Source organism: Methanoregula sp., assembly GCF_023227875.1.
In the GTDB taxonomy this organism is placed as follows: Archaea; Halobacteriota; Methanomicrobia; order Methanomicrobiales; family Methanospirillaceae; genus Methanoregula.
The window spans coordinates 1-22,263 of sequence record NZ_JALOCH010000001.1; the positions used below are offsets into that span (position 1 = coordinate 1).

Sequence of the window (22,263 nt, forward strand, 5' to 3'; positions counted from 1 at the left end):
CTCCTCCTCTAGGTCTGATGACCCTCCGCAAGTCGAAGAGCCTTCGGCTCTTCTCCTCCTCTAGGTCTGATGACCCTCCGCAAGTCGAAGAGCCTTCGGCTCTTCTCCTCCTCTAGGTCTGATGACCCTCCGCAAGTCGAAGAGCCTTCGGCTCTTCTCCTCCTCTAGGTCTGATGACCTGTCGGAAGTCGAAGAACGCTGATGCGTTCTTCTCCGGTCTCACCTCTGATGAGGTTCGACCTCCAGAAGCCCTTTATCCTTACGGAAACGCCATATATGATGATGGACTGGCTTTTGGTTGTTGGCGTAATCATTGCGGTTTACGCGATGCTCGCCTACCTTATCAAGACATGGAACCTGTGGGAGGAGCATATCGTCTTCTATGGCCCGATCCTTGCGATCAAGACGGACCGTGTCGGTTTTTTCGACTGGTTCGCCCAATACCGTCGTTTCTTCCGGTTTTACGGTACGATCGGTGTTATCATGGTCATCGTTGTCTCGGCGCTGATGACTGCGATGCTCGTCCTCTCCTTCCAGATGACGATCGTCACGACGCCCGAGCCAACCGCGGTCAACGAGCTGAGGAATGTCCTCGCTATTCCCGGTGTGAATGATTTCATCCCCCTGACCCTCGCCGTTCTCATGGGCCTGATCATCACCATGGTGGTCCATGAATTCGGGCATGCGATCCTCTGCCGTATCGAAGGCATCCGTGTCAGGTCGATGGGAATACTCATCCCCGTTATCCCTATCGGTGCATTTGTCGAACCCGATGAGGAGGACCAGGAGAAGACAAAAGGCCTGGCGAAGATGCGGATGTTCGGGGCCGGCATCACCAACAATATCGTTCTTGGTGTGCTCTGTTTCGGGCTGTTGATCTTCCTGCTCGGTTATGCGGTCCCGCTCACGACCCCGGTGATCAGTGGTGTGTATGTCGATTCACCGGCCTTTGCCGCCGGTATCCCGGCGAACTCCCTGATCACGGAGGTGAACGGTGTCAGCATCACCACGAGGGATGATGTGGCAAAGGTCCTGGATGCGACCCGGCCTGGCGATACTGCAACCGTGGTCGTCGAAAACAACGGCATTGCGGAAACTTACCGTCTGACCCTCGCAACATGGCCGGCAGGACCGACTGGCAAGACGAGCGGGTTTATGGGAGTGTCGTACTACGATGCCGGCCAGCTGAAACAGATCTTCGATAACATGTGGAGCCCGGTGGGATTCCTTGTCCTCCTTGCCATCCCCATCTGGGTGATCCTCGATCCCTCCCAGTTCGGGGCATTCATGATCCTTATGAACGATACCGCCGGATCTGTTATGTGGGACGTGCCGTTCCCCTTCTTCTGGTTCGTCATCCAGCTCCTCTTCTGGTGCGGCTGGTGGAACCTTGTGGTCGGGACGTTCAACGCCCTGCCGCTGGTCCCCCTTGATGGAGGGTACATCATGAAAGAGGGAGTGGACCGGCTCCTCGATAAAAAAGGACTGATCCGGTACTCGGGACATCTGGTCGCAGCGGTCAGTTACGCGATACTGATCATCATCCTTGCGATCTTCCTCCTTCCCCATCTGGCCCATTAGGAATGGATATCATACTTTTTCTAAAATAATTTCAAATATTTTTTATAGGCCCGTGGAATACGTTCTCATCTATGCAAAAGAGACGGGGAGTTTTTTCGTATAGATGGGTTTTCCTGATCGCACTGGTTGTCCTTGCCTGTATGATTGCCGGGTGCACCCAGCCTGCGGGAAGTGGTCCAGCGGCACCGGCAAAGGGCCCGGGTGGCTGTGATTCTGCGGCAACCTGCAGTGCCTACTGCCAGCAACACGGGATGGAATGCGACCAGTTTTGTAGTTCCAATACTGCTGCCTGCGGTGGTGCGATGGGTGGACCGTCCGGTGCATCTTCCGGCAAAGGCGAGATGGGTGCCGGGACGTCCTGTGCCGATGATGCAATCAAACAGAAGATGGGGACGGTCATGAGCTCTGCTCTCGTCAACCCCCCCGAACAGGCCCGAGGCATCAACTGGATGACCAAGACCCTGCCCGCAGGGAACCCGTTCGCCGGTACATACTATGTTATCGGGACGGCATTTGGCCCCGGTGTCGATGAGACCGGCTGGAATGGGGAAGGTGCCCCCCAGTATACTGCCGGGAAGATGTACTGTACGTTCGGGTACTGGGACAGCGTCCCGAAGGGAAAAAGCGCCACGCTCGGACTTGAGACGCCCTCGTCTTTCAGCACGGACAAGTACGACCTGATGGTCTTCTGCGCGAACTTCTCGGCACCATCGCAGGCGGCGATGACTGCGGCACTGCCCACGCTCCCGATGTCCGAAGAGGTGGCACGGCAGTACTTCTACTCGGTGATCAAAAAGGATTTCATCAACATCGACGGTAAGACGATGACGAAGACGGGCAACATGTACCAGCTGATGTGGAAGGACTCATCCGCTTCGCACGATCAGTGGGAGGTCCAGATCGGCCACGGGTACATCAATGTCGGCCAGGGTGCCGTGAACTATGGCGAGACGGAGTACGTGATGTCCCTGAGGGGCCAGGACCCCGGCACGCGCTGGACCTACCATGCGTGCAGGCCCTGCATGAACTGCGGGAAATGGACCGAGGATACGGAGCTGAACAAGGACTGCACACAGAGCTCCGACTGTACCGGGGGACTTTCCTGCAGCGGAGGGTACTGTGTTGACCCGAAATCCGCGGCAACGTCATCGTCTTCAACTTCTGCCGCCATAGTGCCGGCATCAGTGCAGGGGACTGGTGGGCCGGGCAATACCGGGGCGCCGGGTTCAGTATGCAGTGCGATCAAGGACTGTGCGTCCGGCCTGACCTGCAAAGGCGGAACCTGTGCGGTGCCGGCAGGGCCCGCATAAAACCGTGGGGAATCCAACCTTTTTTTTCATTTGTATTTACGATACCCTCGGCCACTGACCGGCGGGTTAAAAAAAATAAAAAAGGATCCGGGTCCCGGTTTTCGGGAATTATTCTTCAGGGCCCTTTTCAAGCGGTAAGACTTTCCGCTTGCTCGTGTCCTTGAGTTCATCTTCCGAAACCTTCGGAACTGCGTCCTGGATATCCTTGAGGATCGCATCGATGGTATCCTGTTTTGGAATGACCCCGAGGATACTGTCATCCATGACTGGCCGTCCTGCCACTTCTTCAACGGACTCATCCTTTGCACCAAGGAACTTTGCACCTTGGCGGATCAGCTCGGAGATCTCGAACGGGAAGATGATCTTGGTTGCCTGCCCGTTTGACATGGACTTGAGTGCGTCCAGCGAGAGCACGGTGATTGCCTTGCGGTCGAGCGGTGCGGCCCCAACGGAAAGAATGCGTAATCCCTGTGCTTCTCCCTGCGCCTGGAGGATCCGGGAGAGCCGCTCGCCTTCTGCACGGAGCACCTTGCTCTGCCGCTCGCCTTCGGCTTCGAGGATCATGCTCTGCCGGAGGCCTTCTGCCTTGAGGATCGCAGAACGCTTCTCCCCGTCAGCCCGCAGGATTGCCGCACGGCGGGCACGTTCGGCCGCGGTCTGCTCGGTCATTGCGCTCTTGACTGCCTCGACCGGGTCTACTTCCTTGATCTCCACACGTTCGACCTTGACACCCCACTGGTCGGTCTCGCGGTCTAGGATGTCACGGAGCTTGGTGTTGATGACGTCCCGGTTGTACAGCACCTCATCGAGCTCCATGTCACCGATAATGCCACGGAGGCTCGTCTGGGCAAGGGCAATGGTTGCGATTCGGTAATTGGCGACCTCGAAGTATGCCTTCTCGGGATCAATCACGCGGATATATACAATCGCATCGACATTGGTCGGGGAGTTATCCTTGGTGATAACTTCCTGGCTCGGGACATCCATGACCTGTGTCCGCAGGTCGAGTTTCGTCACCTCTGATATGAAGGGGACGATCCAGCGGAAACCGGGGTTCATCCGGCCGATGTACTGGCCGAGCCGGATCAGGAGGCCCTGTTCGTACGGCTGGATGATCACGACACCTTTTGCGAAGATCGCAATGATGACGAGTACGAGGAATATGACAATCAGTGTTTCGATAAATGATACCATGTTATGCTACCTCTTCGACGATGATATGGACTCCCTGGGAGTCAACGACTTTCACGTTCCTTCCCGGTGGGATGAGCAGCCCGGTTGATTTTGCACTCCACTCCGTGCTCCCGATCATGACCTTGCCGGAAAGTGTGTCCGGGTTCACGTCTTTAATGACCCGCCCCTCCCTGCCGACAATCGAGTCGCGGCTGATGGTCGTGGGGCTCTCATCCGTGGTGACCCGGCTATACATCCAGACCGTGAACCCGGCGGCAGCAATCGCTACTATGACACCGATCACGATGCCCCACCCGTTGTTGAAGATGTCCATGCCAAGGAGGAGCAGGATGCCAAAGATGATCATGACCGTTGCCGGTACGGTGGCAAAGAACCCGGGGCTTTGGACCTCCACGAGGAGGAGGACTGCTCCGATAACGATCAGCAGCCAGCCGAGGGCGATTCCTTCCAGAAGAACCATAGTTATTGTTCCGTTGGCGGCGGATAAAAAGAATGGGAAATCATCCCGGGCCATTTATTAAAATTTGTGGTTGAATGGGGCCGGACGTCACGGTTATTCCGGTAAGCTCGCACCGGCTTTTTGCAATATCCCATTATGCATGCAAGGCTTGTTCCAGCATACGTGAGGATAGACTATCTCATACGCAACTTTGCCACTTTCACCCCGACGGGAACGCCGAGTTCATCGGCGACCGGCCTGCATTTGGCTGCGAGCAGGTAGGCGATGGGGGGCATGTCGTTCATATCAGAGAGAGACTCGAAGTTTGCCATGCCCTTTGCGATGATGATCGTGCATTGATCGAGGGCCTGCCGTAGATCATCCGGGATCAGGTCCAGGTTTATACCGATCTCTGCTTCCGCTCCCCCTCCGGTGGATGTCAGGTGATCGACAATCCTGTCCAGCCCGAGTTCGAGTGCGTCCTCCATCGTGGCATCGTTCAGGATCGGGGACTCCTTGACGGCAAGGGTTACGTGCGAGCCATGCGATTTGAGGTACTGTATCAGCAGTTTGTCAAATACGATCTCGCCGCAGTTGTCGCTCAGGTACACGACGCGGGAGCAGAGTGGCAGGATCTTTTCTGTGTCGTCAATATAGAGGTCTTTCTCAATTTCCGCTGAGAAAAACGAGAGAAAATCCGTGGTAACATCATGTCCTTTGACGCCATAATCGAAGATGTTGGCGATGACCGCTGCATGGACATAGTCCCGGAATGTATGGAGCCGGTGCCTGACCTGCCGGCAGACCCCGTAAGCCTGCTGGTTGCCGGAACGCTTGAGTTTGTCGAACGGGTCGGAGGTTTTGAGCAGGTCATATGCCCGGCGGTGGATCCGGCTTGCGACCCGGGGGTGGCTGAGCGGCTCGTTGCGGAGTTCATCAATTACCCGGCGGCATGCCCGGCCGGTCTTCTCGGTGAGAGCAGCGTCCGCTCCGCAGAGTGAACACTCAAGGCTGACACGGGAGAGAAGGCAGTCAACGCAGGTATCGGAAATTTTCATACGGGGAGCACCAGAAAAACAACACGAAATGGGGCCACTGAGATTTGAACTCAGGTCAGAAGACCCCCAGTCTCCTAGGATGGCCAGGCTACCCTATGGCCCCGCTCTCTTACTATAGGTCGATATTGCTTATGTATCTTACCTTATCCGGGCTGGCAGGAAATCCCGACGAAACGCCGTAGGTCAGATCTTCCCGCGCTTGAACTCTTCTACCCGCGCTATGAGGTTCTCAAGTTCCGCATCGTTGACCCGGATCCTGCCCGCGATAGAGTCGACCTCGCCGAGGAGCTGGCGGATTCGCACGTACATGAGGTAGATGATGAGCTGCTGGACTACAATGACGAAGCCGAACAATACCAGCATGTAGCCCTCGTATGTCATGGTCACTCCCGAACGATAATCACCGGAACACCGCCCGTGCGAGGCGGTCTACGAACCCCTCTTCGTGGGTGTCTTTATCATTGTCTTCGTATTCAATCCCCGACATCTGCGCTGCGATCCGTTTGAATGCCTTGGTGGCCGGGGCTGTGGGGTACTTCAGGACACAGGGACTCTTGTAGGCCGCCGCTCTCCGTACGCTCGCGTCTTCCGGGACCACGTCGATCACGCGGACACCCAGTACGTCCTCGACACTCTGGGAACGGATCTCGGTATGCTCAAAGCCGGCCCGGTTAAGGATCGCACCATAGACCTGCCCTCCCATGACCTCGCAGAGGATCTTGGTCTTGAGGGCATCGGCCATGGATGCAAGTTCCGGGTTGACCACGAGGATCACCTGGTCCGCAACCGAGAGCGGCACGACGCCTTCCTTGGAGATCCCGCTGGGTGCATCGATCAGGAGAAACTCGCACCTGTCCACCAGCTTGTGCATGACATCCCGCAGCTTGTCCGGGTCGGCCTGCTGGAACCCCTGAAGCGAGATCCCGCTCGGCACGACTTTTACCCCGGCCGGGCCTTCGTAAATCGCGTCCTCGATATCTGCTTTTCCCGCAAGCACTTCGTGGAGGGTGACCGGCACGTCGTCCATTCCGAGGATGAGGGCCATGTTGGCCATACCGATATCCGCATCGAGAATGTAGGTCTCACGTTCGAGCTGGGCAAGAGAAATACCAAGATTGACCGTAAGCGTAGTCTTCCCGACGCCACCTTTCCCGGATGTGATGGTATATGCCCGGATCATCTGGACTCTTATTTCGTCCGGTCAGTCAAAAAGGTATTTATCTGAATTTGCGCCCACCCCTGCCGATTAAATGCATCCGGGTCCCTTGCGGGGGCGGGGAAACAGATATCCGGAAAAAATGGCAGGGATATCTTGTCTCTACCGCTGTCTGGGATCCCCCATGGGGCCCGGCCACCGGAGGCCCGCAGAATATGACATGGAATCCCGCTATCAACCCGAATCCCTGTGATTTTCACCAAAACTGCGATATCACAGGAACCCAAAAAAGAATATGTATTTAAGTTCTTATCAGGTATTATCAATTACACAGGGTAGTGCAGCAGGAGCAGCAGCATGTTAAAAGAGAAGATCTCTGCATTTATTGAAACGATTCGATCCATCGACGGGGTTGCAGCATGTGCCCTTGTATCCCGGGATGGGATCATTGCCGGGAAAAGTTTTGACCGCGATCTCAACGAACCCTGGTTCGGGGCACTTTCTGCAACAATACTTGCATCTGCAGAATCGGTGGGCAGCATCATCAAGATGAAGTCCATGATGTCTGTCACCATTCGTGCCCAGGACGCCTCCATTGTCGTCATGGGTGCCGGGGAAAACTTTCTCATTGCAGCCATCATGGCTGACAAGGCGGATATGGGAACCGTTCATGCTGCGCTGCTCCCTGTTGCCAAAAAAATAGGGGAGGCCATGTAATGTATACCATACTTGTTGTAGATGACAGCCCATTCATTGTCGATGTTTTTGTGACTATGCTGGAGCGTGGCGGATACCGTACCGTTGCCGCGTACGGGGGGGAAGAATGCATCGAGATCTTAAAGACGGTCACCCCGGATCTTATCCTGCTCGATATCATGATGGAACCCATTGACGGGTGGCAGACTCTCGAGAGGATCAAGGAGAACCCCGCAACAAAAGAGATCCCAGTCCTGATGCTCACTGCAAAACAGCTGACCCCTATCGAAGCCCAGGAGTACGGGATCTATATCGAAGATTATGTCTTAAAACCTATTACCCACCGCGAACTCTACGATGCGATCGAACATGTGCTCAGCCGCCGCCAGGCAATCAAGTCCGACATGGATATGGCAAAACAATCGGGATTTGATGCCGAGATCATCTCCGAATATGCCCGCCTCAGCAAAAGCATCGATGTCAACCGGCGCCTTATGAAGATCCTCGAGACCACGTACAATTTCAATGACTCGAAAGTCCGGGTCAGTGACGAGATCTCCCGGGCAATAAAGAGCATGGAGATGAACATCAAGTTCCAGGAGACCCGCCTCCAGCAGATCAAGGGTGAGATGTCCGGGACCCCGTCACCCGGCACGCCAACCTGAAATCCGGTAGATCTTTGAAATAGTATGTGGGTGCATGGTATCCGGCACCCGGGATGATGACAGGTGATGCCTGTCACCGACCCGGCCAGCCGCACACCGGAGCCATGTGCGGGAGAGGGATTCCGTGGATGATACGATCCTGATTGTAGACGATAGCCCTTATATTGTTGACGGGCTCGTCGCGCTGTTAAAACGGAGGGGGTTCAACCCGGTTGCATCCCATGGCGGGGACGAGGCCCTCGCATACCTTGCAACGGAAAAACCCGATCTGATCCTCCTCGATATCATGATGGAGCCCATGGACGGGTGGGAGACCCTCGACCGGCTCAAGGCAGATCCCGCGACAAAGGATATCCCTGTTCTCATGTTCTCGGCCAAGAAGATCACACCGGAGGAAGCCGAGCAGCACGCGCTGAATATCGAGGATTTTGTCTCAAAGCCGGTCAACCCCGCACAGCTTCTCGAAGCGATCACGGGGATCTTTACGCGGAGGAGCGCCGTCATGACGGAAGCGCGGGATGCAAAGGACGCCGGTCATGATACAGGACTCATCGATGAATACTCGGCGCTCCGGAAGAGTATCGAAGTGGACCGGAACCTTCTTGGGGTCCTCAAAAAAGCCTGTGACATGAAAAATCCCGGGCGCGAGGTTCCGCCTGAGGACCTTGCTGCGATCCAGAAACTTGAAGCAAAGATACAGATCGATGAACTGCGTCTCAAAGAGATCAATGAAAATTTTTCAAAGACGACATAAATCACCGGCAGAATTGATCTGTTGTCTTACCAGAGCTTGTACAAGTACCTCAAGAATATTTAAATAGTTTTTTAGCATTGTTATAATGCTCTAAATCTTGGTCTGTATAGTATACCTTGGGTTCGTAGCTCAGTTCGGTAGAGCGCCTGGCTTTTAACCAGGTGGTCGGGGGTTCAAATCCCTCCGGGCCCGTTGCCACGAGCAATCGTGGGTTTTTTGCGGTGATGCATCTGAGAGGAAATCTGTTTATCTGTGAGGGGGTTTTTCATTGAGCACCAAACTGAATGTGCTGGAACACGTGATGGTGCCGGATCATCAAATTATGAGCGAGGAGGAAGTATCCGAACTTCTCACCCGCTACAACATTACTACGGAGCAATTACCGAAAATCTATCATGACGATCCTGCAGTCAAAACGATCAGCGCCGAAGCTGATGATGTGATACGGATTATACGGGCGAGCCATACGGCGGGCAGGGCCGAGGCATACCGTCTCGTGGTCAAGAGACCAAAGAAGTAAATTCCGGGGTTGGTCAGTCTGATTGACAGAAGTATTTTATCGAGGGCATATTTTTCACGGGAGCATGTTGCGCGCCACCAGCTTGACTCCTTCAACTATTTCCTAAAACACAATCTTCAGAAAGTGGTCAACGAGCAGCGGGTCATCGAGACCGACATCGAGAACCGGGGCAAGAATAATGAGCCGGTCTGGGTCGAACTCGGTACGATCGAAGTTAAAAGGCCGCTCGTGCGGGAAGCGGACGGGTCGCAGGGAGAACTCTATCCCAGCGAGGCCCGGCTCCGCAACCTGACGTACGCGGCACCCATCCAGCTCGGGCTTACGCTCGTGCATGGCGATGACCGGCAGGAGCCGATCATCACGACGATCGGGCAGCTCCCGATCATGGTCGGGTCCACTGCCTGCAACCTTTACGGCATGGACGATGCCCAGCGTGTTTCCCACGGCGAGGACGCGTTCGATGCCGGCGGTTATTTTATCGTGAACGGCACGGAGCGCGTGCTCATGACATTAGAGGACCTTGCGTCCAACAAGATCATGACCGAGTTCACCGAGCGCTACAACGAGCGCATCTACGTGGCCAAGGTATTCTCCCAGTTCCGCGGGTACCGCGCACTGGTGGTTGTCGAGCGGAACAAGAAGAATCTCCTCGAGGTCTCCTTCCCGTCCGTTGCGGGTCACCTGAAGTTCGTGGACCTGATGCGGGCGCTGGGCATGACCAACGACCAGGAGGTCGTGAACGCAGTCTCGAGTGACGAGGACATCCTGACGTTCATGATGCAGAACCTGGAAGAGAGCGAGTGCGATTCGGTCGAGGGCGGTGTCATGTATGTTGGTAAGAAACTGGCGCCGAACCAGACCAAGGACTACCAGCGCAAGCGCGCCGAGTTCGTCCTGGACAATTACCTCCTGCCGCACCTGAACTACTCAATGCCGGCAAACCTCAAGGAAGGCGACGAGGGCTACCAGGAAGCAGTCCTCTCGGTCAGGCTTGCAAAAGCGCATTTCCTCGGCCGCATGGCAGAGGCCTGTTTCGACCTTGTCCTGAACAAACGCAGGATCGATGACAAGGACCACTACTCGAACAAGCGGCTGAAACTCGCCGGCGACCTAATGGAAGACCTCTTCCGTATCTCGCTCAACAGGCTCACCCGTGATATCAAATACCAGCTCGAACGCGCCAGCATGCGCCACCGCGACCTCTCGATCGCGACCGCTGTCCGCGCCGACGTGCTGACCGAACGCCTCCTCCACCCGCTCGCCACTGGTAACTGGGTAGGCGGGAGGACCGGTGTCTCCCAGCTCCTTGACCGCGTGGACCATATGGCCGTGCTCTCGCACCTCCGCCGTGTGATCTCCCCGCTCTCCCGGTCGCAGCCTCACTTCGAGGCCCGTGACCTGCACCCGACCCAGTGGGGTCGGATCTGCCCGAGCGAGACTCCTGAAGGGCCGAATTGTGGACTGGTGAAGAACTTCGCCCAGATGGTGGAGATCAGCAAGGGTGTTGAAGACGAGGACGAGATCAACCGCATCCTGCATAACCTTGGTGTCGAGCACATCCGGGGTGAATCATGAGCAAGAAGTCACGTGTATTCGTTGACGGGGCATTGATCGGCCTTGTTGACGACCCGAAGGAACTGGTCGCCAATATCCGGAGCATGCGCCGTCAGGGTGCGATCGCGGCGGAAGTGAACGTATCCCACAAGGAGTACAACGGCGATGTCGTGATCCTGACCGACCGTGGCCGTGCACGCCGCCCGTTGATTGTCCTGAAGAACGGCGAACCCCTCATCACCGAAGAGGACCTCGCCCGGCTCGAGAAGAAAGAAGTGGACATGAACTCGTTTGTCCAGCGCGGCTTAATCGAGTTCATCGATGCCGAAGAGGAAGAAGACCTGCTCATTGCAATGGACTTCTCGAAACTGACGCCCGACCACACCCACCTTGAGATCGACCCTTCCCTGATCCTTGGTATCGGTGCGGCCCACGTCCCGTTCCCCGAGCACAATGCAAGTCCCCGTGTCACGATGGGCGCAGGGATGGTCAAGCAGGCGCTCGGTTTTGGCGCTGCAAACATGAAGCTCCGCCCGGACACCCGTGGCCACCTGCTCCACTACGTGCAGAAACCGCTCACCCACACCCAGACCTCGGAACTGATCGGTTCCGACGACCGGCCGGCTGGCCAGAACTTCGTCGTCGCGATCCTCAGTTACGAAGGGTACAATATTGAAGATGCGCTCATCTTCAACAAGGCCTCGATCGAGCGTGGCCTCGGCCGGTCCCACTTCTTCAGGACCTACGAAGGCGAGGAACGCCGGTATCCCGGTGGCCAGATCGACCGCATTGAAGTCCCCGAAGAGGATGTTGCCGGTGCCCACGGCGCCGACTCCTACAAGAACCTTGACGAGGACGGCGTGATCAACCCCGAGACCGTTGTTGCGGAAAAAGATGTGCTGATCGGCAAGACCTCCCCGCCGCGTTTCCTTGAGGAACCGTCCGGGGAGTTGATCGCGGTCGAGAAGCGTCGCGACACCTCTGTCACGATGCGCAGCAACGAGCACGGCATTGTCGACACGGTCATCATCACCGAGGGCGAGAACAGTTCCCGTCTCGTGAAAGTCAGGACCCGCGACCTCCGTGTGCCGGAAGTCGGCGACAAGTTCGCGTCCCGGCACGGGCAGAAGGGTGTCGTCGGCCTGATCACCCCCCAGGAAAACATGCCCTTCACCGAGAGCGGCATCTCCCCCGACCTTGTCATCAACCCGCACGCAATCCCGAGCCGTATGACCGTCGGGCACATGCTCGAGATGATCGGCGGCAAGGTTGGCTCCCTTGAAGGCCGTCGCATTAACGCCACTGCATTCGGTGGCGAGAGCGAGGCCGATATCCGTGCCTCGTTAAAGAACCTCGGGTTCTCCCATAACGGACGGGAGATCATGTATGATGGCATCACCGGCAAGGTCTTCAAGGCGGATGTCTATATCGGTGTCATCTACTACCAGAAACTCTACCACATGGTATCGTCCAAGATGCACGCCCGGTCCCGCGGACCGGTGCAGGTTTTAACCCGCCAGCCGACAGAAGGACGTGCCCGTGAAGGAGGTCTCCGGTTTGGTGAGATGGAGCGCGATGTCATGATCGGCCACGGTGCCGCCATGGCACTCAAGGAGCGTCTCCTTGATGAGTCGGACAAGGTGAACGAATATGTCTGCGCACACTGCGGCATGGTTGCCATGCTCGACCGTAAGCGCAACATGACCCGCTGCCTTGCCTGCGGCAACGAGACCGACATCTACTCGGTCGAGATGAGTTACGCGTTCAAGCTCCTGCTGGACGAAATGAAGAGCATGGGTATAGCCCCCAGGCTGAAATTACAGGACGTGGTGTAACATGCCATCCCCAAAACGAATCGGACAGATTGAGTTCGGCCTGTTATCCCCCAAGGAGATCCGCGAGATGAGCGTCCGCAAGATCATCTGGGCGGACACCTACGATGACGACGGGTTCCCCTACCCCCAGGGCCTTATGGACCTGAATCTCGGGGTCATCGACCCCGGTCTCCGGTGCAAGACCTGCGACCAGAAGGCAAGCGAATGCCCCGGCCACTTCGGCCACATCGAGCTCGCAAAGCCCGTCATCCATGTCGGGTACACCCGGCTCATCAGGAAACTCCTGCGTGTGACGTGCCGTTCCTGCGGCCGCGTCCTCCTCTCTCCCGAAGAGATCGAGAAAGTGGTCGGTACCGAAGACGACCAGACCGGTGATATCCTTTCCGAGAAAGACGTCAAGAAGGAGCGCATCTGCCCGCACTGCGGAGAACAGCAGCTCAAGATCAACTTCGAGAAGCCGACAACCTTCTCGGAAGTTGTTGTCGAGGACGGCAAGAAGGTGGAGCACAAGCTCACGCCCGCCGACATCCGTGCCCGGATGGAGAAGATCCCAAACGAGGACTTAATCCCGCTCGGTATCAACCCCGACGTTGCCCGCCCCGAGTGGACCATACTTACCGTGCTCCCGGTCCCGCCGGTCACGATGCGCCCGTCGATCATCCTTGAGAACGGGCAGCGGTCGGAAGACGACCTTACCCACAAGCTCGTGGACATCATCCGTATCAACCAGCGGTTCAAGGAGAACCAGGATGCAGGCGCCCCCCAGCTGATCATCGAGGACCTCTGGGAACTCCTGCAGTACCACGTTACCACATACCTCGACAATGAAGTCGCCGGCTGCCCCCCGGCCCGCCACCGCAGCGGCCGGCCCTTAAAAACGCTCTCGCAGCGTCTCAAGGGTAAGGACGGGCGGTTCCGTGGTTCCCTCTCGGGTAAGCGTGTGAACTTCTCGAGCCGTACCGTCATCTCCCCGGACCCGAACCTCTCTGTAACGCAGGTCGGTGTCCCGCGGGCAGTGGCCAACGAAATGACGATTCCCGTCCGGGTCACCCCGTACAACATCGAGGAACTCCGGCAGATCGTCCGGAACGGCCCGGAACGCCCGGACGTCAACGCCCCCTGCGGTGCGAACTACGTGATCCGTCCCGACAACCGGCGTCTCCGCCTCGGTGCCGACAATCTCGACACCGTGGCCGACATGATCGAGCCCGGCTATACGGTGGAACGTCATCTCCGCGACAGCGATGTCGTGCTCTTCAACCGCCAGCCCTCGCTGCACCGGATGAGCATCATGGCCCACCGCGTCAAGGTGATGGAAGGCCGGACCTTCCGGCTCAACCCCGCGGTCTGCCCGCCGTACAACGCCGACTTCGATGGCGATGAAATGAACATGCACGTCCCGCAGACCGAAGAGGCACGGGCCGAGGCCACCATGCTCATTGCCGTTGAGGAGAACATCCTTTCGCCCCGTTTCGGCGGCCCGATCATCGGCGGCATCCACGACCACGTCTCGGGTATCTTCATGCTGACGCATGAGATGCGCTGGTTCAGGAAGGAAGATGCACTCTACCTCCTCCGCTACACCGGCATCGAGCACATGCCCCCTCCCGGCAAAGTCGAAGACGGTGTTGAATACTGGAGCAACAAGCAGGTATTCTCCGTCATCCTTCCGGAGAGTCTCAACATGGTCTTCAAGGCCACTTCCTGCCTGAACTGCGATGTCTGCAAAAAGGAGCAGTGCGAACGGGATGCGTATGTGCGCATCATCGACGGTCAGCTCCAGATGGGGACCATCGATAAGAAGGCCATCGGTGCATTCGACGGCCAGATCGTCAACCGTATCATCCGCCAGCAGGGTATGAAACGGGCAACCAAGTTCATCGATGACTTCACCAAGCTCTCGATCCGCGGTATCATGCTCGACGGTTTCTCATTCGGTATCGATGACGAAGACCTTTCCAAGACCGAGTACGGCCAGATTGATGAGGTCTTAAAGAACGCGGCGCTCGATGTCGACCGCCGCATCAAGATCTACGAAGACGGCCAGCTCGAGCCGATGCCCGGGCGTACCATCGAAGAGACGCTCGAAATGCAGATCATGCAGGTACTGGGCAAGGCCCGTGACCTGACCGGTCAGATTGCCGGCCGCCACCTCGGTCTCGGCAACAGCGCTGTCGTAATGGCAGTGTCCGGTGCCCGTGGTTCGATGCTGAACCTGACCCAGATGGCCGGTTGTATCGGCCAGCAGTCCGTCCGTGGTGAGCGTATCGTCCGTGGTTACGATGACCGAACACTCCCGCACTTTAAGAAAGGCGACCGCGGTTCGGATGCCCACGGGTTCATCCAGCACAGTTACAAGGGCGGGCTCAACCCGACAGAGTTCTTCTTCCACGCAATCGGTGGCCGTGAAGGTCTCGTCGATACGGCCGTCCGTACATCCCAAAGCGGGTACCTCCAGCGCCGTATGATCAATGCGCTGCAGGACCTCAAGGTCGCATACGACGGCACCGTGCGGTCCACCGGTGGCAGGATCATCCAGTTCGAATATGGTGAGGACGGGACCGACCCGACCAAGAGCGCGTTCGGCGATCCGGTCGATGTGAAGGGTATCGTCGAGGCAATCCTCAAGGAGGAGGTATAAGATGGCACTCGCAGACAAGTACGACAAGAAGGTCGAGGCCGCAGCCCTCCCCCCCAAGACAAAAGAGCAGCTCCGGAAGTTCCTTGCCGAAAAGGAGATCACGGACGCCCAGTTCAAACAGATCATCGAGCGTGTTATTGCCGAGTACCAGAGCACCCGTATCGAGGCATGCGAGGCAGTCGGTATCATCGCGGCGCAGTCGATCGGTGAGCCCGGCACACAGATGACGATGCGTACGTTCCACTACGCGGGTGTCGCCGAGATTAACGTTACCCTCGGTCTCCCGCGTCTCATCGAGATCATGGACGCGAGGAAGGAGCCCAGCACGCCGACCATGACCGTCTTCCTCGAGCCCGAGTTCGGCAGTGACCGTGACAAGGCCCGGGAAGTCAGCTGGCAGATCGAGGCAGCCCCGCTCCACGAGTTCGGCGACATCACCACGGACATGGAGAACATGCACGTGGTCGTCCACCTGAACACGAAGGTCTGCGAAAAGCGCAAGATCTCCCCCATGGAGATCATGGAAGTCGCACCCAAGAAGATCCGCGACCGCAGGCACTACCGCGACTTCGAGCACGATATCGACGAGGAAGCAGCGACGATCATCTTCTCCCCCAAGAACAAGGAGAGTTACCAGAACCTCTTCCAGCTTGCTGAGCACGTCAGGAACGTGATCGTGCAGGGCATAGACGACATCCTCCGGGTCGTTGTCAGGAAAGAGACCGGGGAGTATATACTTTATACTGAAGGCTCCAACCTTAAGGACGTATTTGATGTCGTTGGCGTGGACACCACACGGACCCGCACCAACAACATCAGCGAGATCGCCCAGGTCCTCGGTATCGAGGCAGCGAGGAATGCGGTCATCCATGAAGCGGTATCCACCCTCAACGAGCAGGGTATCGCCGTGGATGTCCGCCACCTCATGCTCGTCTCGGACATGATGTGCATGGAAGGCGAGGTCAAGCAGATCGGCCGTCACGGTATTGCCGGCGAGAAGGAGAGTGTCCTCTCCCGTGCCGCATTCGAAGTGACCGTCAACCACCTGCTCGACGCGGCCGTCGCAAATGAAGTTGATGAACTGAGCGGCGTGACCGAGAACGTCATCGTTGGCCAGCCAATCCAGCTCGGTACCGGCGATGTAAAACTGATCGCAGTCAGACAACACGACAATTAACTTTAGAACACTACGAGGAATTGTACATGGATTTTAATGCTTCACTCAGAAGGGCCATCAAGACAGGAAATGTAATTCTTGGCCAGAACAACACGGAAAAATGCATCAGGGAAGGCAAGGCCCAGATGGTTGTCGTAGCCGGCAACTGTCCCGCCGCCTTCAAATCAAAACTTGCAGGCTTCGAGAACCTCTTCATCCACACCTTTGACGGGTCCAGCGTGGCACTCGGCAAGGCCTGTGGTAAGCCGTTCATGGTCAGCACCCTCGCCATCGTGACCCCGGGCGAGTCAGATATCCTCTCCCTCAAGAGGGCCTGAAACCGGGGGCATGCTATGGTCGAAGTTAAACTGACCGAAGACTGTATGCGCCTGATCTCCCAGTTCGAGAGCCTGACCGGCGCGGGGAGCCGCGACTGTGTCATGGACGACCGTAACGGGAGGCTCATCTTCGTCATCAACCCCGGCGACATGGGTCTTGCGATCGGCAAGAAAGGTGCCTCGATCAAGAAGGCATCCGAAGTCATGGGCAAGAAGATCGAGGTCGTGGAATACAACAGCAACGCGGAACAGTTCCTGAAGAACTGCTTCCTGCCGGCCCAGGTCACCTCCATCCTTTTCGAGGGAGAGGAAGACCAGAAGACCGCGACCGTGGAAGTCAGGGACGACGATCGCGGTATTGCGATCGGCAAGGAAGGCAAGAACATCTTCAAGGCAAAGAAACTGGCACTGCGCCAGCACAACATTGCGGACGTCCAGATCCTGCAAAAACCGATGGACGGTCAGCCTGAAGATGAACAGGACTCCCGGGATCCCCAGTAACATTCTTTTTTCTTTCCGGGATCGTACCGGATTAAAACGCACGAATTATATAATTTTACAATTACTATCCGGTATGGATACATCCAGGACTGCCCTTTCAGTAACTACGCTGGTATTTTTCTGGCTCCCTGCATTCACGATCCTCATGGTTACCGGCTTTTTTTCTGCCATCGGTTATTCTCTCGGCCTGGTCTTTCTCACACTAGGGCTTATCTCGTCGGTTGCGTATATCGCTGCACTGAATTACCTGCGGCGGTTTTCAAGGCACTGGTACCTTGGGCTGCCGCTGGCATTGGCGCTCATCGCAGGGACAGCATGTGCATTTCTGGCAGTTACCGTTATACCGACCCTCGCCACCCCCGGTGTTTTTCCCGGGACACTCATAACAAATTCGGGAACCGCCGCCCTTCTCTGTCTCGCACCGTGCTCCCTTCTCCTGTTCATCTCATTATCTTCAGGAGGAGAAAGGAATGACGTGATTACCGGGGCAGCCATAGTCTCCGCACTTGTCAGCCTGGTCTCCGTGGCCATGCTGCTGGATATGGCATTATCTGCCCTGAATCTATCCGCACAGATGATGTTCAGGCACCCACTCGGGGAGGGCATGATGATCCTCTATGGCATGGGGACGATGATAACCGGGATATTGTTCCTGATGGTTGTCCGCCGTTTGCCTGAGTGAAGGCACGCGACCGGATGGTGCAGGGAAACCTATGGCCCGAGGACAAATGTGCCGAAGTATTGCACAGTGAAGTCGTGTGTAAAAATTTGCTCATGCGTGTGCATACGGAAGAGTTGCGAAGTCCTATATGCCCTCCTAAACAACGGATCAGTGCATGTTCCTCTTCGCCCACGTCTTTCTTGGTGCCTTCATCGGCCTTGGGTTCTGGCACCTGACACGGGACCGGCGGGCACTTCCCCTTTGTATCATTGGCGCAATCCTCCCCGACCTTCTCGACAAATCCCTGGCGCTGCTCCTCCCTGCCTTTTTTGGGTCCGGCAGGACCCTCGGGCATTCGCTGATCTTTTTTTCCATCGCTATTGCAGCCGGCATCCTCATCTGGCACTACCGCCGCACCCTCCTTGGCATTGCCTTTGCCTGTGCGATCGTCTCCCACCAGATCATCGACGAGATGTGGAATGTGCCCTCAACATGGTACTACCCGCTCATGGGCCCGTTCCCGATATTTATTATCCTGGATTATATCGGGCATTACTTCTGGCTTGAAGTATCCAACCCGTCCGAGTGGGTGTTTGCGTGTGCATCGCTCCTCATCATCGCGCTGTGGTATACCGGCCTGCCGGAACATCGCATACCGTTCCTGACCTCACGCGGGATTACTTCTGCATGTTTTGTTAGTGCTGTCCTGCTGGGAATTGTTGGCGTGTGCCTGTTCTTTTTCGGTCTGGCCGCCATCCCCCATGCCTTTGTTGCGCCGACCTATGATCCGGTAACGAATGTAATGGCCGGTCTCGTGGCCCTGTGCGGCGCTGTTGTTCTTGTGAAATGGCCCGGGCAAGACCGTGGTATACAATGACGATCCCGAGCAAACATTCTGGAACGAACATATTCCTGATACAATGATCTTATTGCCGGGACAGGTGGATCCCAAAAACGAAGAACGGGCCTGGGGGGATTCGAACCCCCGACATCCGGGTTAGAAGCCCGGCGCTCTATCCAGGCTAAGCCACAGGCCCACTGTGCCAGTAACATTCGCGCTCGTGGATAATTAATCTGTTTCTGACAGGAAAGTACACGGATGTCTTCATGCCCGGACTGTCATTGCTTACTGCAGGTACTATTCTACGACCCCGGGTATACCGTGCTCCGGTAAAGAGATCCCGTTGGGCAGAATGCGATATCAGCCCCCCCCATACTACCTCATGGCGTTTGTCACGAACGTTCCGGTCTTCGACTGCCCGGTTCCTGGATTGAAATTGTGTGCATTGAGTGTGCTTTCAGGAGAGACGGCTGTCATGATCAGCAGTAATGCCGGAACCCGACTCTGCAAGATGCGGAAGACGGTTAGCACAGGTCTCCTGTGCAACAGGTACTGCAGGAACCAGGGGCATACGGGAGGTAAACCATGCCCAGATGTCCGGGTATGTACAGCACCGTTCCCGATATGACGGCAGTACGGTCACGGCGAATCTCTCCCCGGATCTAGGGACCGTGTTACCCTGTTCATCAGTCCCTGACATCCGGACAGTATAGTTCCCGGGGTTTGTGACATCGATGAACTCGTGGCCGAACTCAAACAGCGAGTTAAACCTCTGCCCGGATCCCTGGACAAAAAGACGTGAGAGGTTGACTTCACGGTCTGACCGGTACACGACAATCCCCTGTTCATCGGAAATTGTGTAGGTGATCCCGGCGATCCGGTTGTCAAGGGTAAAACGGCAGGGGATTGCTGTCCCGGTCACCGAAGTCCTGATCGGTTTTGTTACGCCATAAAGGGTAAAAACACTGCCCTGTGGCACGGTAATTCCGTCAGAAAGGCGGTAATCGACCTGCATGGGTGTCGTTGTGTTATACGGGTCAACGGTGTTTTCCCCGTTCATCCTGCCCGCTGGATAGATCTCTGCGCGTGTGAGTACCAGCCGGTCTTCTTGGCTGAATGGAAGAAGCGTGCCGGTGATATTTTGCTGCATCCCGGACTCCGTGTCGTAATACGCGAAGTATGGTTCGCCGATATCGTAATAGAGGAATGTGGAGTTTTTGCTGTCCTCCAGACCGTATCTGAGTATCGCGGCAATCTCGACTGCGTAGGTCGTGCTTCTCTCGTTGATATTGTACTGGATCATCATATTTTCTGCAACCGCAGGATTGTCCGTGAATGTTCCTTCCAGATCATTGACAACCTCGATTGCGTTGTTGGGGTTCCATCGTTTGGGAACAGAGTATCCCTTGTTATCATACCCGGCAAACTGGAAATACCCCGGGAACCAGTCGCGGTAGACCCTGAGGTTGTGGTTCCACGCGTACTGGAACCGGTTATCCAGGTTGACCGGGGGACGATCCGTGCTGAGGGCCGAACTGGTACGCCCAAAGGTAATCGTCTTTTGGGCAACCTGCCCCGCGAGATCTCCGGAGAGCCCGGTTACCCGGATGGTGTAATTTCCTGCTGTAAGGTCCTGAAGCGTTTTTCCCTCGCTGTCGCGGTAGGTCGTATCGAAGCCTTTGGTCACTCCCCCGAGAATGAGCCCGAGATAATAATCATTCGTGACTACCAGTTTATTGGAAGGATCAAGAAGACCGCCGGGTTCTCTGACAAGATCGGGGACCATTTTGTTCCCCCAGTCAAGCCCTTCGGTATAATTCATCTCGATCGCACTCCATGGAGTGATCCCGGTTTTCTGGTCGACATGGCTCTCCACAAGCCGGATCCTATCCCCCCTGGTATCATCCCCCCGGAACAGTTCTATCCGGATATCGCCGGGTTTTTCCACTCTGGAGGGGAATATCCCGTATACAGAGAAATCCCGCATCTCCGCGAACGTGGACTCATTGACACTCGGCTGCGTGATGACCAGTACCGGGCCTGTTCCCTGTCCAGGAGATCTTCCTTCAGCACCCCAGACCGGCATAATGCAGGTTAAAAGAATGGAGAGAATTATGATATTTACGGGGGATATCACTCTCATCATGAATACTATCGGTGGGAACCTGTTATTTATTCTGGTGTTCTCGCTGTTGCGCGAATGTACCAACGGTTCCACAAATTCACAGAACCGGAAATCTGTCCCCCCGTCTTGCCGAATAAATTTAATAAAATATATCTTATCCGGGTTCCCATGCAATACATCGACATGGAAAAAGGGTATGTTATCATGAAAACTGTCAAGATTTTATTATGTCTGATCGTCCTGCTTACCATCGCGGTTCCTGTTGCCGATGCGTTATCGATTACCTCTTTCAGCCCGGAAGTTGGTTACCAGGGTAAAACCACCACGATAACGATCATCGGTGACGGCTTTAATTCATCCGTGTCGGTCCTCCTCATGAAGTCCGGCGAGGATAATGAAACGGTATCAAACATCGAATCCCACACCAGTACAGAGATTGTCTGTAGGCTCACCGCATCCAAATTAACCAGTATGGAGGATGGGTCATGGTATTTCGTTGTTATCAACCCGGACAGTCAGGTTAAAGCAACCCAGGTGTTTAAGGTCCGTCCCCCAATGAAACTTACCTCCATCACCCCCGAGAAAGCCCGGACCAACAATGATAGTGTTAAGTTTACCATTGCGGGTTCAGGTCTTGGTGATGTCGAAAAAGTATACCTGCATCACGATGAGTACGGGAATATCTCCGCAATGGATGTTGAAGCCCCTTCAGCAACCAAGGTCACCGGGGAATTCGACCTGGACGACAAAGAGGTGGATGATGATTACGAAGTCTGCGTTATGGACAATTTTGACATCGCTACATGCGACCTTGACTTCGAGATTACCTCGGATGCAGTCGGCAGCATTGATGTCTCGTCATCTCCCTCCGGCGCATCCGTCTACCTTGACGGTACGCTGAAGGGGACAACACCCCTCGAAATCGATGACCTTGAGGTGGGGTCCTACAAGCTCCTCCTCAAAAAAAGTGGGTATTCAGATTGGTTGAGGAACGCAAAAGTCACGAATGGCGGCACAACCACCTATGATGCGGATCTCGATGTCGTCAAAACCGCAACCCCAACCAAGACCTCCACCCCGGTGACCACGGCCACCACGATAAAGGTCACGCGAAGTGCAACGGTTGCCACGCCGACACCCTGGCCCACCTCCACCCCCACCCCGGAATCGCCGGTCGATCCCCTCGTGATCATCGGGGGCGTGGGGCTCGCGTTGATCGTCCTGCGGAAACACTGACC

At 56.0% G+C, this 22,263-nt stretch carries 21 protein-coding genes and 3 tRNA genes; 16 read left to right on the top strand and 8 right to left on the bottom strand.

Annotated features, from left to right (window positions below; translation table 11 throughout):
* Window positions 1-228: 228 nt before the first annotated feature.
* A complete protein-coding gene (locus M0R30_RS00005) occupies window positions 229-1,581 on the top strand; it encodes a site-2 protease family protein (RefSeq protein WP_292541968.1) in 1,353 nt (450 codons plus the stop codon).
* Window positions 1,582-1,652: 71 nt separating this feature from the next.
* Complete coding sequence (locus M0R30_RS00010) at window positions 1,653-2,891, top strand: hypothetical protein (RefSeq protein WP_292541969.1); 1,239 nt, start codon at window positions 1,653-1,655, stop codon at window positions 2,889-2,891.
* A gap of 108 nt (window positions 2,892-2,999) precedes the next feature.
* Here M0R30_RS00010 and M0R30_RS00015 read toward each other — a convergent pair whose 3' ends face one another.
* The 6 genes from M0R30_RS00015 to minD all read right to left on the bottom strand — a co-directional run bounded on the left by M0R30_RS00015 (window position 3,000) and on the right by minD (window position 6,762).
* Window positions 3,000-4,085 (bottom strand): SPFH domain-containing protein, encoded by a 1,086-nt coding sequence (locus tag M0R30_RS00015; protein WP_292541970.1) that lies wholly within the window; start codon window positions 4,083-4,085, stop codon window positions 3,000-3,002.
* A 1-nt stretch (window position 4,086) separates the two neighbouring features.
* Entirely contained in the window at window positions 4,087-4,545 is a 459-nt protein-coding gene (locus tag M0R30_RS00020) for an NfeD family protein (protein WP_292541972.1), read from the bottom strand.
* Between the two features lie 173 nt (window positions 4,546-4,718).
* Window positions 4,719-5,582: an ARMT1-like domain-containing protein gene (locus M0R30_RS00025; RefSeq protein WP_292541974.1), complete on the bottom strand. Its 864-nt coding sequence runs from the start codon at window positions 5,580-5,582 to the stop codon at window positions 4,719-4,721.
* Window positions 5,583-5,611: 29 nt separating this feature from the next.
* Window positions 5,612-5,685 (bottom strand) — tRNA-Pro (locus M0R30_RS00030).
* A gap of 80 nt (window positions 5,686-5,765) precedes the next feature.
* Entirely contained in the window at window positions 5,766-5,963 is a 198-nt protein-coding gene (locus tag M0R30_RS00035) for a hypothetical protein (protein WP_292541975.1), read from the bottom strand.
* A gap of 19 nt (window positions 5,964-5,982) precedes the next feature.
* The gene (gene minD / locus M0R30_RS00040) at window positions 5,983-6,762 is read right to left on the bottom strand and encodes a cell division ATPase MinD (protein WP_292541977.1); all 780 of its coding nucleotides are present in this window, start codon (window positions 6,760-6,762) and stop codon (window positions 5,983-5,985) included.
* A gap of 333 nt (window positions 6,763-7,095) precedes the next feature.
* On the opposite strand from minD, the gene M0R30_RS00045 reads away from it, so the two are divergent.
* The 13 genes from M0R30_RS00045 (at window position 7,096) to M0R30_RS00105 (ending at window position 18,936) form a co-directional block, all read left to right on the top strand.
* Window positions 7,096-7,455 (top strand): roadblock/LC7 domain-containing protein, encoded by a 360-nt coding sequence (locus M0R30_RS00045; RefSeq protein WP_292541979.1) that lies wholly within the window; start codon window positions 7,096-7,098, stop codon window positions 7,453-7,455.
* A complete protein-coding gene (locus M0R30_RS00050; protein ID WP_292541980.1) occupies window positions 7,455-8,099 on the top strand; it encodes a response regulator in 645 nt (214 codons plus the stop codon). The genes M0R30_RS00045 and M0R30_RS00050 overlap by 1 nt, the downstream gene beginning before the upstream one ends.
* Window positions 8,100-8,223: 124 nt before the next feature.
* Entirely contained in the window at window positions 8,224-8,853 is a 630-nt protein-coding gene (locus tag M0R30_RS00055; RefSeq protein WP_292541982.1) for a response regulator, read from the top strand.
* Between the two features lie 118 nt (window positions 8,854-8,971).
* Window positions 8,972-9,045 (top strand) — tRNA-Lys (locus M0R30_RS00060).
* A 76-nt stretch (window positions 9,046-9,121) separates the two neighbouring features.
* Window positions 9,122-9,373 carry a DNA-directed RNA polymerase subunit H gene (locus M0R30_RS00065; protein WP_292541984.1) on the top strand — a complete coding sequence of 84 codons (252 nt, stop codon included), beginning with the start codon at window positions 9,122-9,124 and terminating at the stop codon, window positions 9,371-9,373.
* A gap of 18 nt (window positions 9,374-9,391) precedes the next feature.
* A complete protein-coding gene (locus tag M0R30_RS00070) occupies window positions 9,392-10,948 on the top strand; it encodes a DNA-directed RNA polymerase subunit B'' (protein ID WP_292542762.1) in 1,557 nt (518 codons plus the stop codon).
* Window positions 10,945-12,762 (top strand): DNA-directed RNA polymerase subunit B, encoded by a 1,818-nt coding sequence (gene rpoB / locus M0R30_RS00075; protein ID WP_292541986.1) that lies wholly within the window; start codon window positions 10,945-10,947, stop codon window positions 12,760-12,762. The genes M0R30_RS00070 and rpoB overlap by 4 nt, the downstream gene beginning before the upstream one ends.
* Before the next feature lies 1 nt (window position 12,763).
* Window positions 12,764-15,403 (top strand): DNA-directed RNA polymerase subunit A', encoded by a 2,640-nt coding sequence (locus tag M0R30_RS00080; RefSeq protein WP_292541987.1) that lies wholly within the window; start codon window positions 12,764-12,766, stop codon window positions 15,401-15,403.
* A 1-nt stretch (window position 15,404) separates the two neighbouring features.
* Complete coding sequence (gene rpoA2, locus M0R30_RS00085; protein WP_292541989.1) at window positions 15,405-16,580, top strand: DNA-directed RNA polymerase subunit A''; 1,176 nt, start codon at window positions 15,405-15,407, stop codon at window positions 16,578-16,580.
* A gap of 26 nt (window positions 16,581-16,606) precedes the next feature.
* Entirely contained in the window at window positions 16,607-16,897 is a 291-nt protein-coding gene (locus M0R30_RS00090; protein WP_292541990.1) for a 50S ribosomal protein L30e, read from the top strand.
* 15 nt (window positions 16,898-16,912) lie between these two features.
* Complete coding sequence (locus tag M0R30_RS00095; protein ID WP_292541991.1) at window positions 16,913-17,398, top strand: NusA-like transcription termination signal-binding factor; 486 nt, start codon at window positions 16,913-16,915, stop codon at window positions 17,396-17,398.
* Window positions 17,399-17,471: 73 nt separating this feature from the next.
* Complete coding sequence (locus tag M0R30_RS00100) at window positions 17,472-18,080, top strand: hypothetical protein (RefSeq protein WP_292541992.1); 609 nt, start codon at window positions 17,472-17,474, stop codon at window positions 18,078-18,080.
* A gap of 154 nt (window positions 18,081-18,234) precedes the next feature.
* Window positions 18,235-18,936, top strand: coding sequence for a metal-dependent hydrolase (locus M0R30_RS00105; RefSeq protein WP_292541993.1), 702 nt, complete (start codon window positions 18,235-18,237; stop codon window positions 18,934-18,936).
* Window positions 18,937-19,021: 85 nt separating this feature from the next.
* On the opposite strand, the gene M0R30_RS00110 is transcribed toward M0R30_RS00105, so the two are convergent.
* Both M0R30_RS00110 and M0R30_RS00115 read right to left on the bottom strand, forming a co-directional pair.
* A tRNA-Arg gene (locus M0R30_RS00110) sits at window positions 19,022-19,096 on the bottom strand.
* Window positions 19,097-19,357: 261 nt separating this feature from the next.
* Window positions 19,358-20,986, bottom strand: a complete 1,629-nt coding sequence (locus M0R30_RS00115) for a hypothetical protein (RefSeq protein ID WP_292541994.1) — start codon at window positions 20,984-20,986, stop codon at window positions 19,358-19,360.
* 207 nt (window positions 20,987-21,193) lie between these two features.
* On the opposite strand from M0R30_RS00115, the gene M0R30_RS00120 reads away from it, so the two are divergent.
* A complete protein-coding gene (locus tag M0R30_RS00120) occupies window positions 21,194-22,261 on the top strand; it encodes a PEGA domain-containing protein (RefSeq protein ID WP_292541996.1) in 1,068 nt (355 codons plus the stop codon).
* Window positions 22,262-22,263 lie beyond the last annotated feature (2 nt).

Bases quoted from the DNA above. Each gene is read 5' to 3' on its own strand.
- M0R30_RS00005 (WP_292541968.1), top strand. From the start codon at position 229: ATGAGGTTCGACCTCCAGAAGCCCTTTATCCTTACGGAAACGCCATAT.
- M0R30_RS00010 (WP_292541969.1), top strand. From the start codon at position 1,653: ATGCAAAAGAGACGGGGAGTTTTTTCGTATAGATGGGTTTTCCTGATC.
- M0R30_RS00015 (WP_292541970.1), bottom strand. From the start codon at position 4,085: ATGGTATCATTTATCGAAACACTGATTGTCATATTCCTCGTACTCGTC.
- M0R30_RS00020 (WP_292541972.1), bottom strand. From the start codon at position 4,545: ATGGTTCTTCTGGAAGGAATCGCCCTCGGCTGGCTGCTGATCGTTATC.
- M0R30_RS00025 (WP_292541974.1), bottom strand. From the start codon at position 5,582: ATGAAAATTTCCGATACCTGCGTTGACTGCCTTCTCTCCCGTGTCAGC.
- M0R30_RS00035 (WP_292541975.1), bottom strand. From the start codon at position 5,963: ATGACATACGAGGGCTACATGCTGGTATTGTTCGGCTTCGTCATTGTA.
- minD (WP_292541977.1), bottom strand. From the start codon at position 6,762: ATGATCCGGGCATATACCATCACATCCGGGAAAGGTGGCGTCGGGAAG.
- M0R30_RS00045 (WP_292541979.1), top strand. From the start codon at position 7,096: ATGTTAAAAGAGAAGATCTCTGCATTTATTGAAACGATTCGATCCATC.
- M0R30_RS00050 (WP_292541980.1), top strand. From the start codon at position 7,455: ATGTATACCATACTTGTTGTAGATGACAGCCCATTCATTGTCGATGTT.
- rpoB (WP_292541986.1), top strand. From the start codon at position 10,945: ATGAGCAAGAAGTCACGTGTATTCGTTGACGGGGCATTGATCGGCCTT.
- M0R30_RS00080 (WP_292541987.1), top strand. From the start codon at position 12,764: ATGCCATCCCCAAAACGAATCGGACAGATTGAGTTCGGCCTGTTATCC.
- rpoA2 (WP_292541989.1), top strand. From the start codon at position 15,405: ATGGCACTCGCAGACAAGTACGACAAGAAGGTCGAGGCCGCAGCCCTC.
- M0R30_RS00090 (WP_292541990.1), top strand. From the start codon at position 16,607: ATGGATTTTAATGCTTCACTCAGAAGGGCCATCAAGACAGGAAATGTA.
- M0R30_RS00095 (WP_292541991.1), top strand. From the start codon at position 16,913: ATGGTCGAAGTTAAACTGACCGAAGACTGTATGCGCCTGATCTCCCAG.
- M0R30_RS00100 (WP_292541992.1), top strand. From the start codon at position 17,472: ATGGATACATCCAGGACTGCCCTTTCAGTAACTACGCTGGTATTTTTC.
- M0R30_RS00105 (WP_292541993.1), top strand. From the start codon at position 18,235: ATGTTCCTCTTCGCCCACGTCTTTCTTGGTGCCTTCATCGGCCTTGGG.
- M0R30_RS00115 (WP_292541994.1), bottom strand. From the start codon at position 20,986: ATGCCGGTCTGGGGTGCTGAAGGAAGATCTCCTGGACAGGGAACAGGC.
- M0R30_RS00120 (WP_292541996.1), top strand. From the start codon at position 21,194: ATGCAATACATCGACATGGAAAAAGGGTATGTTATCATGAAAACTGTC.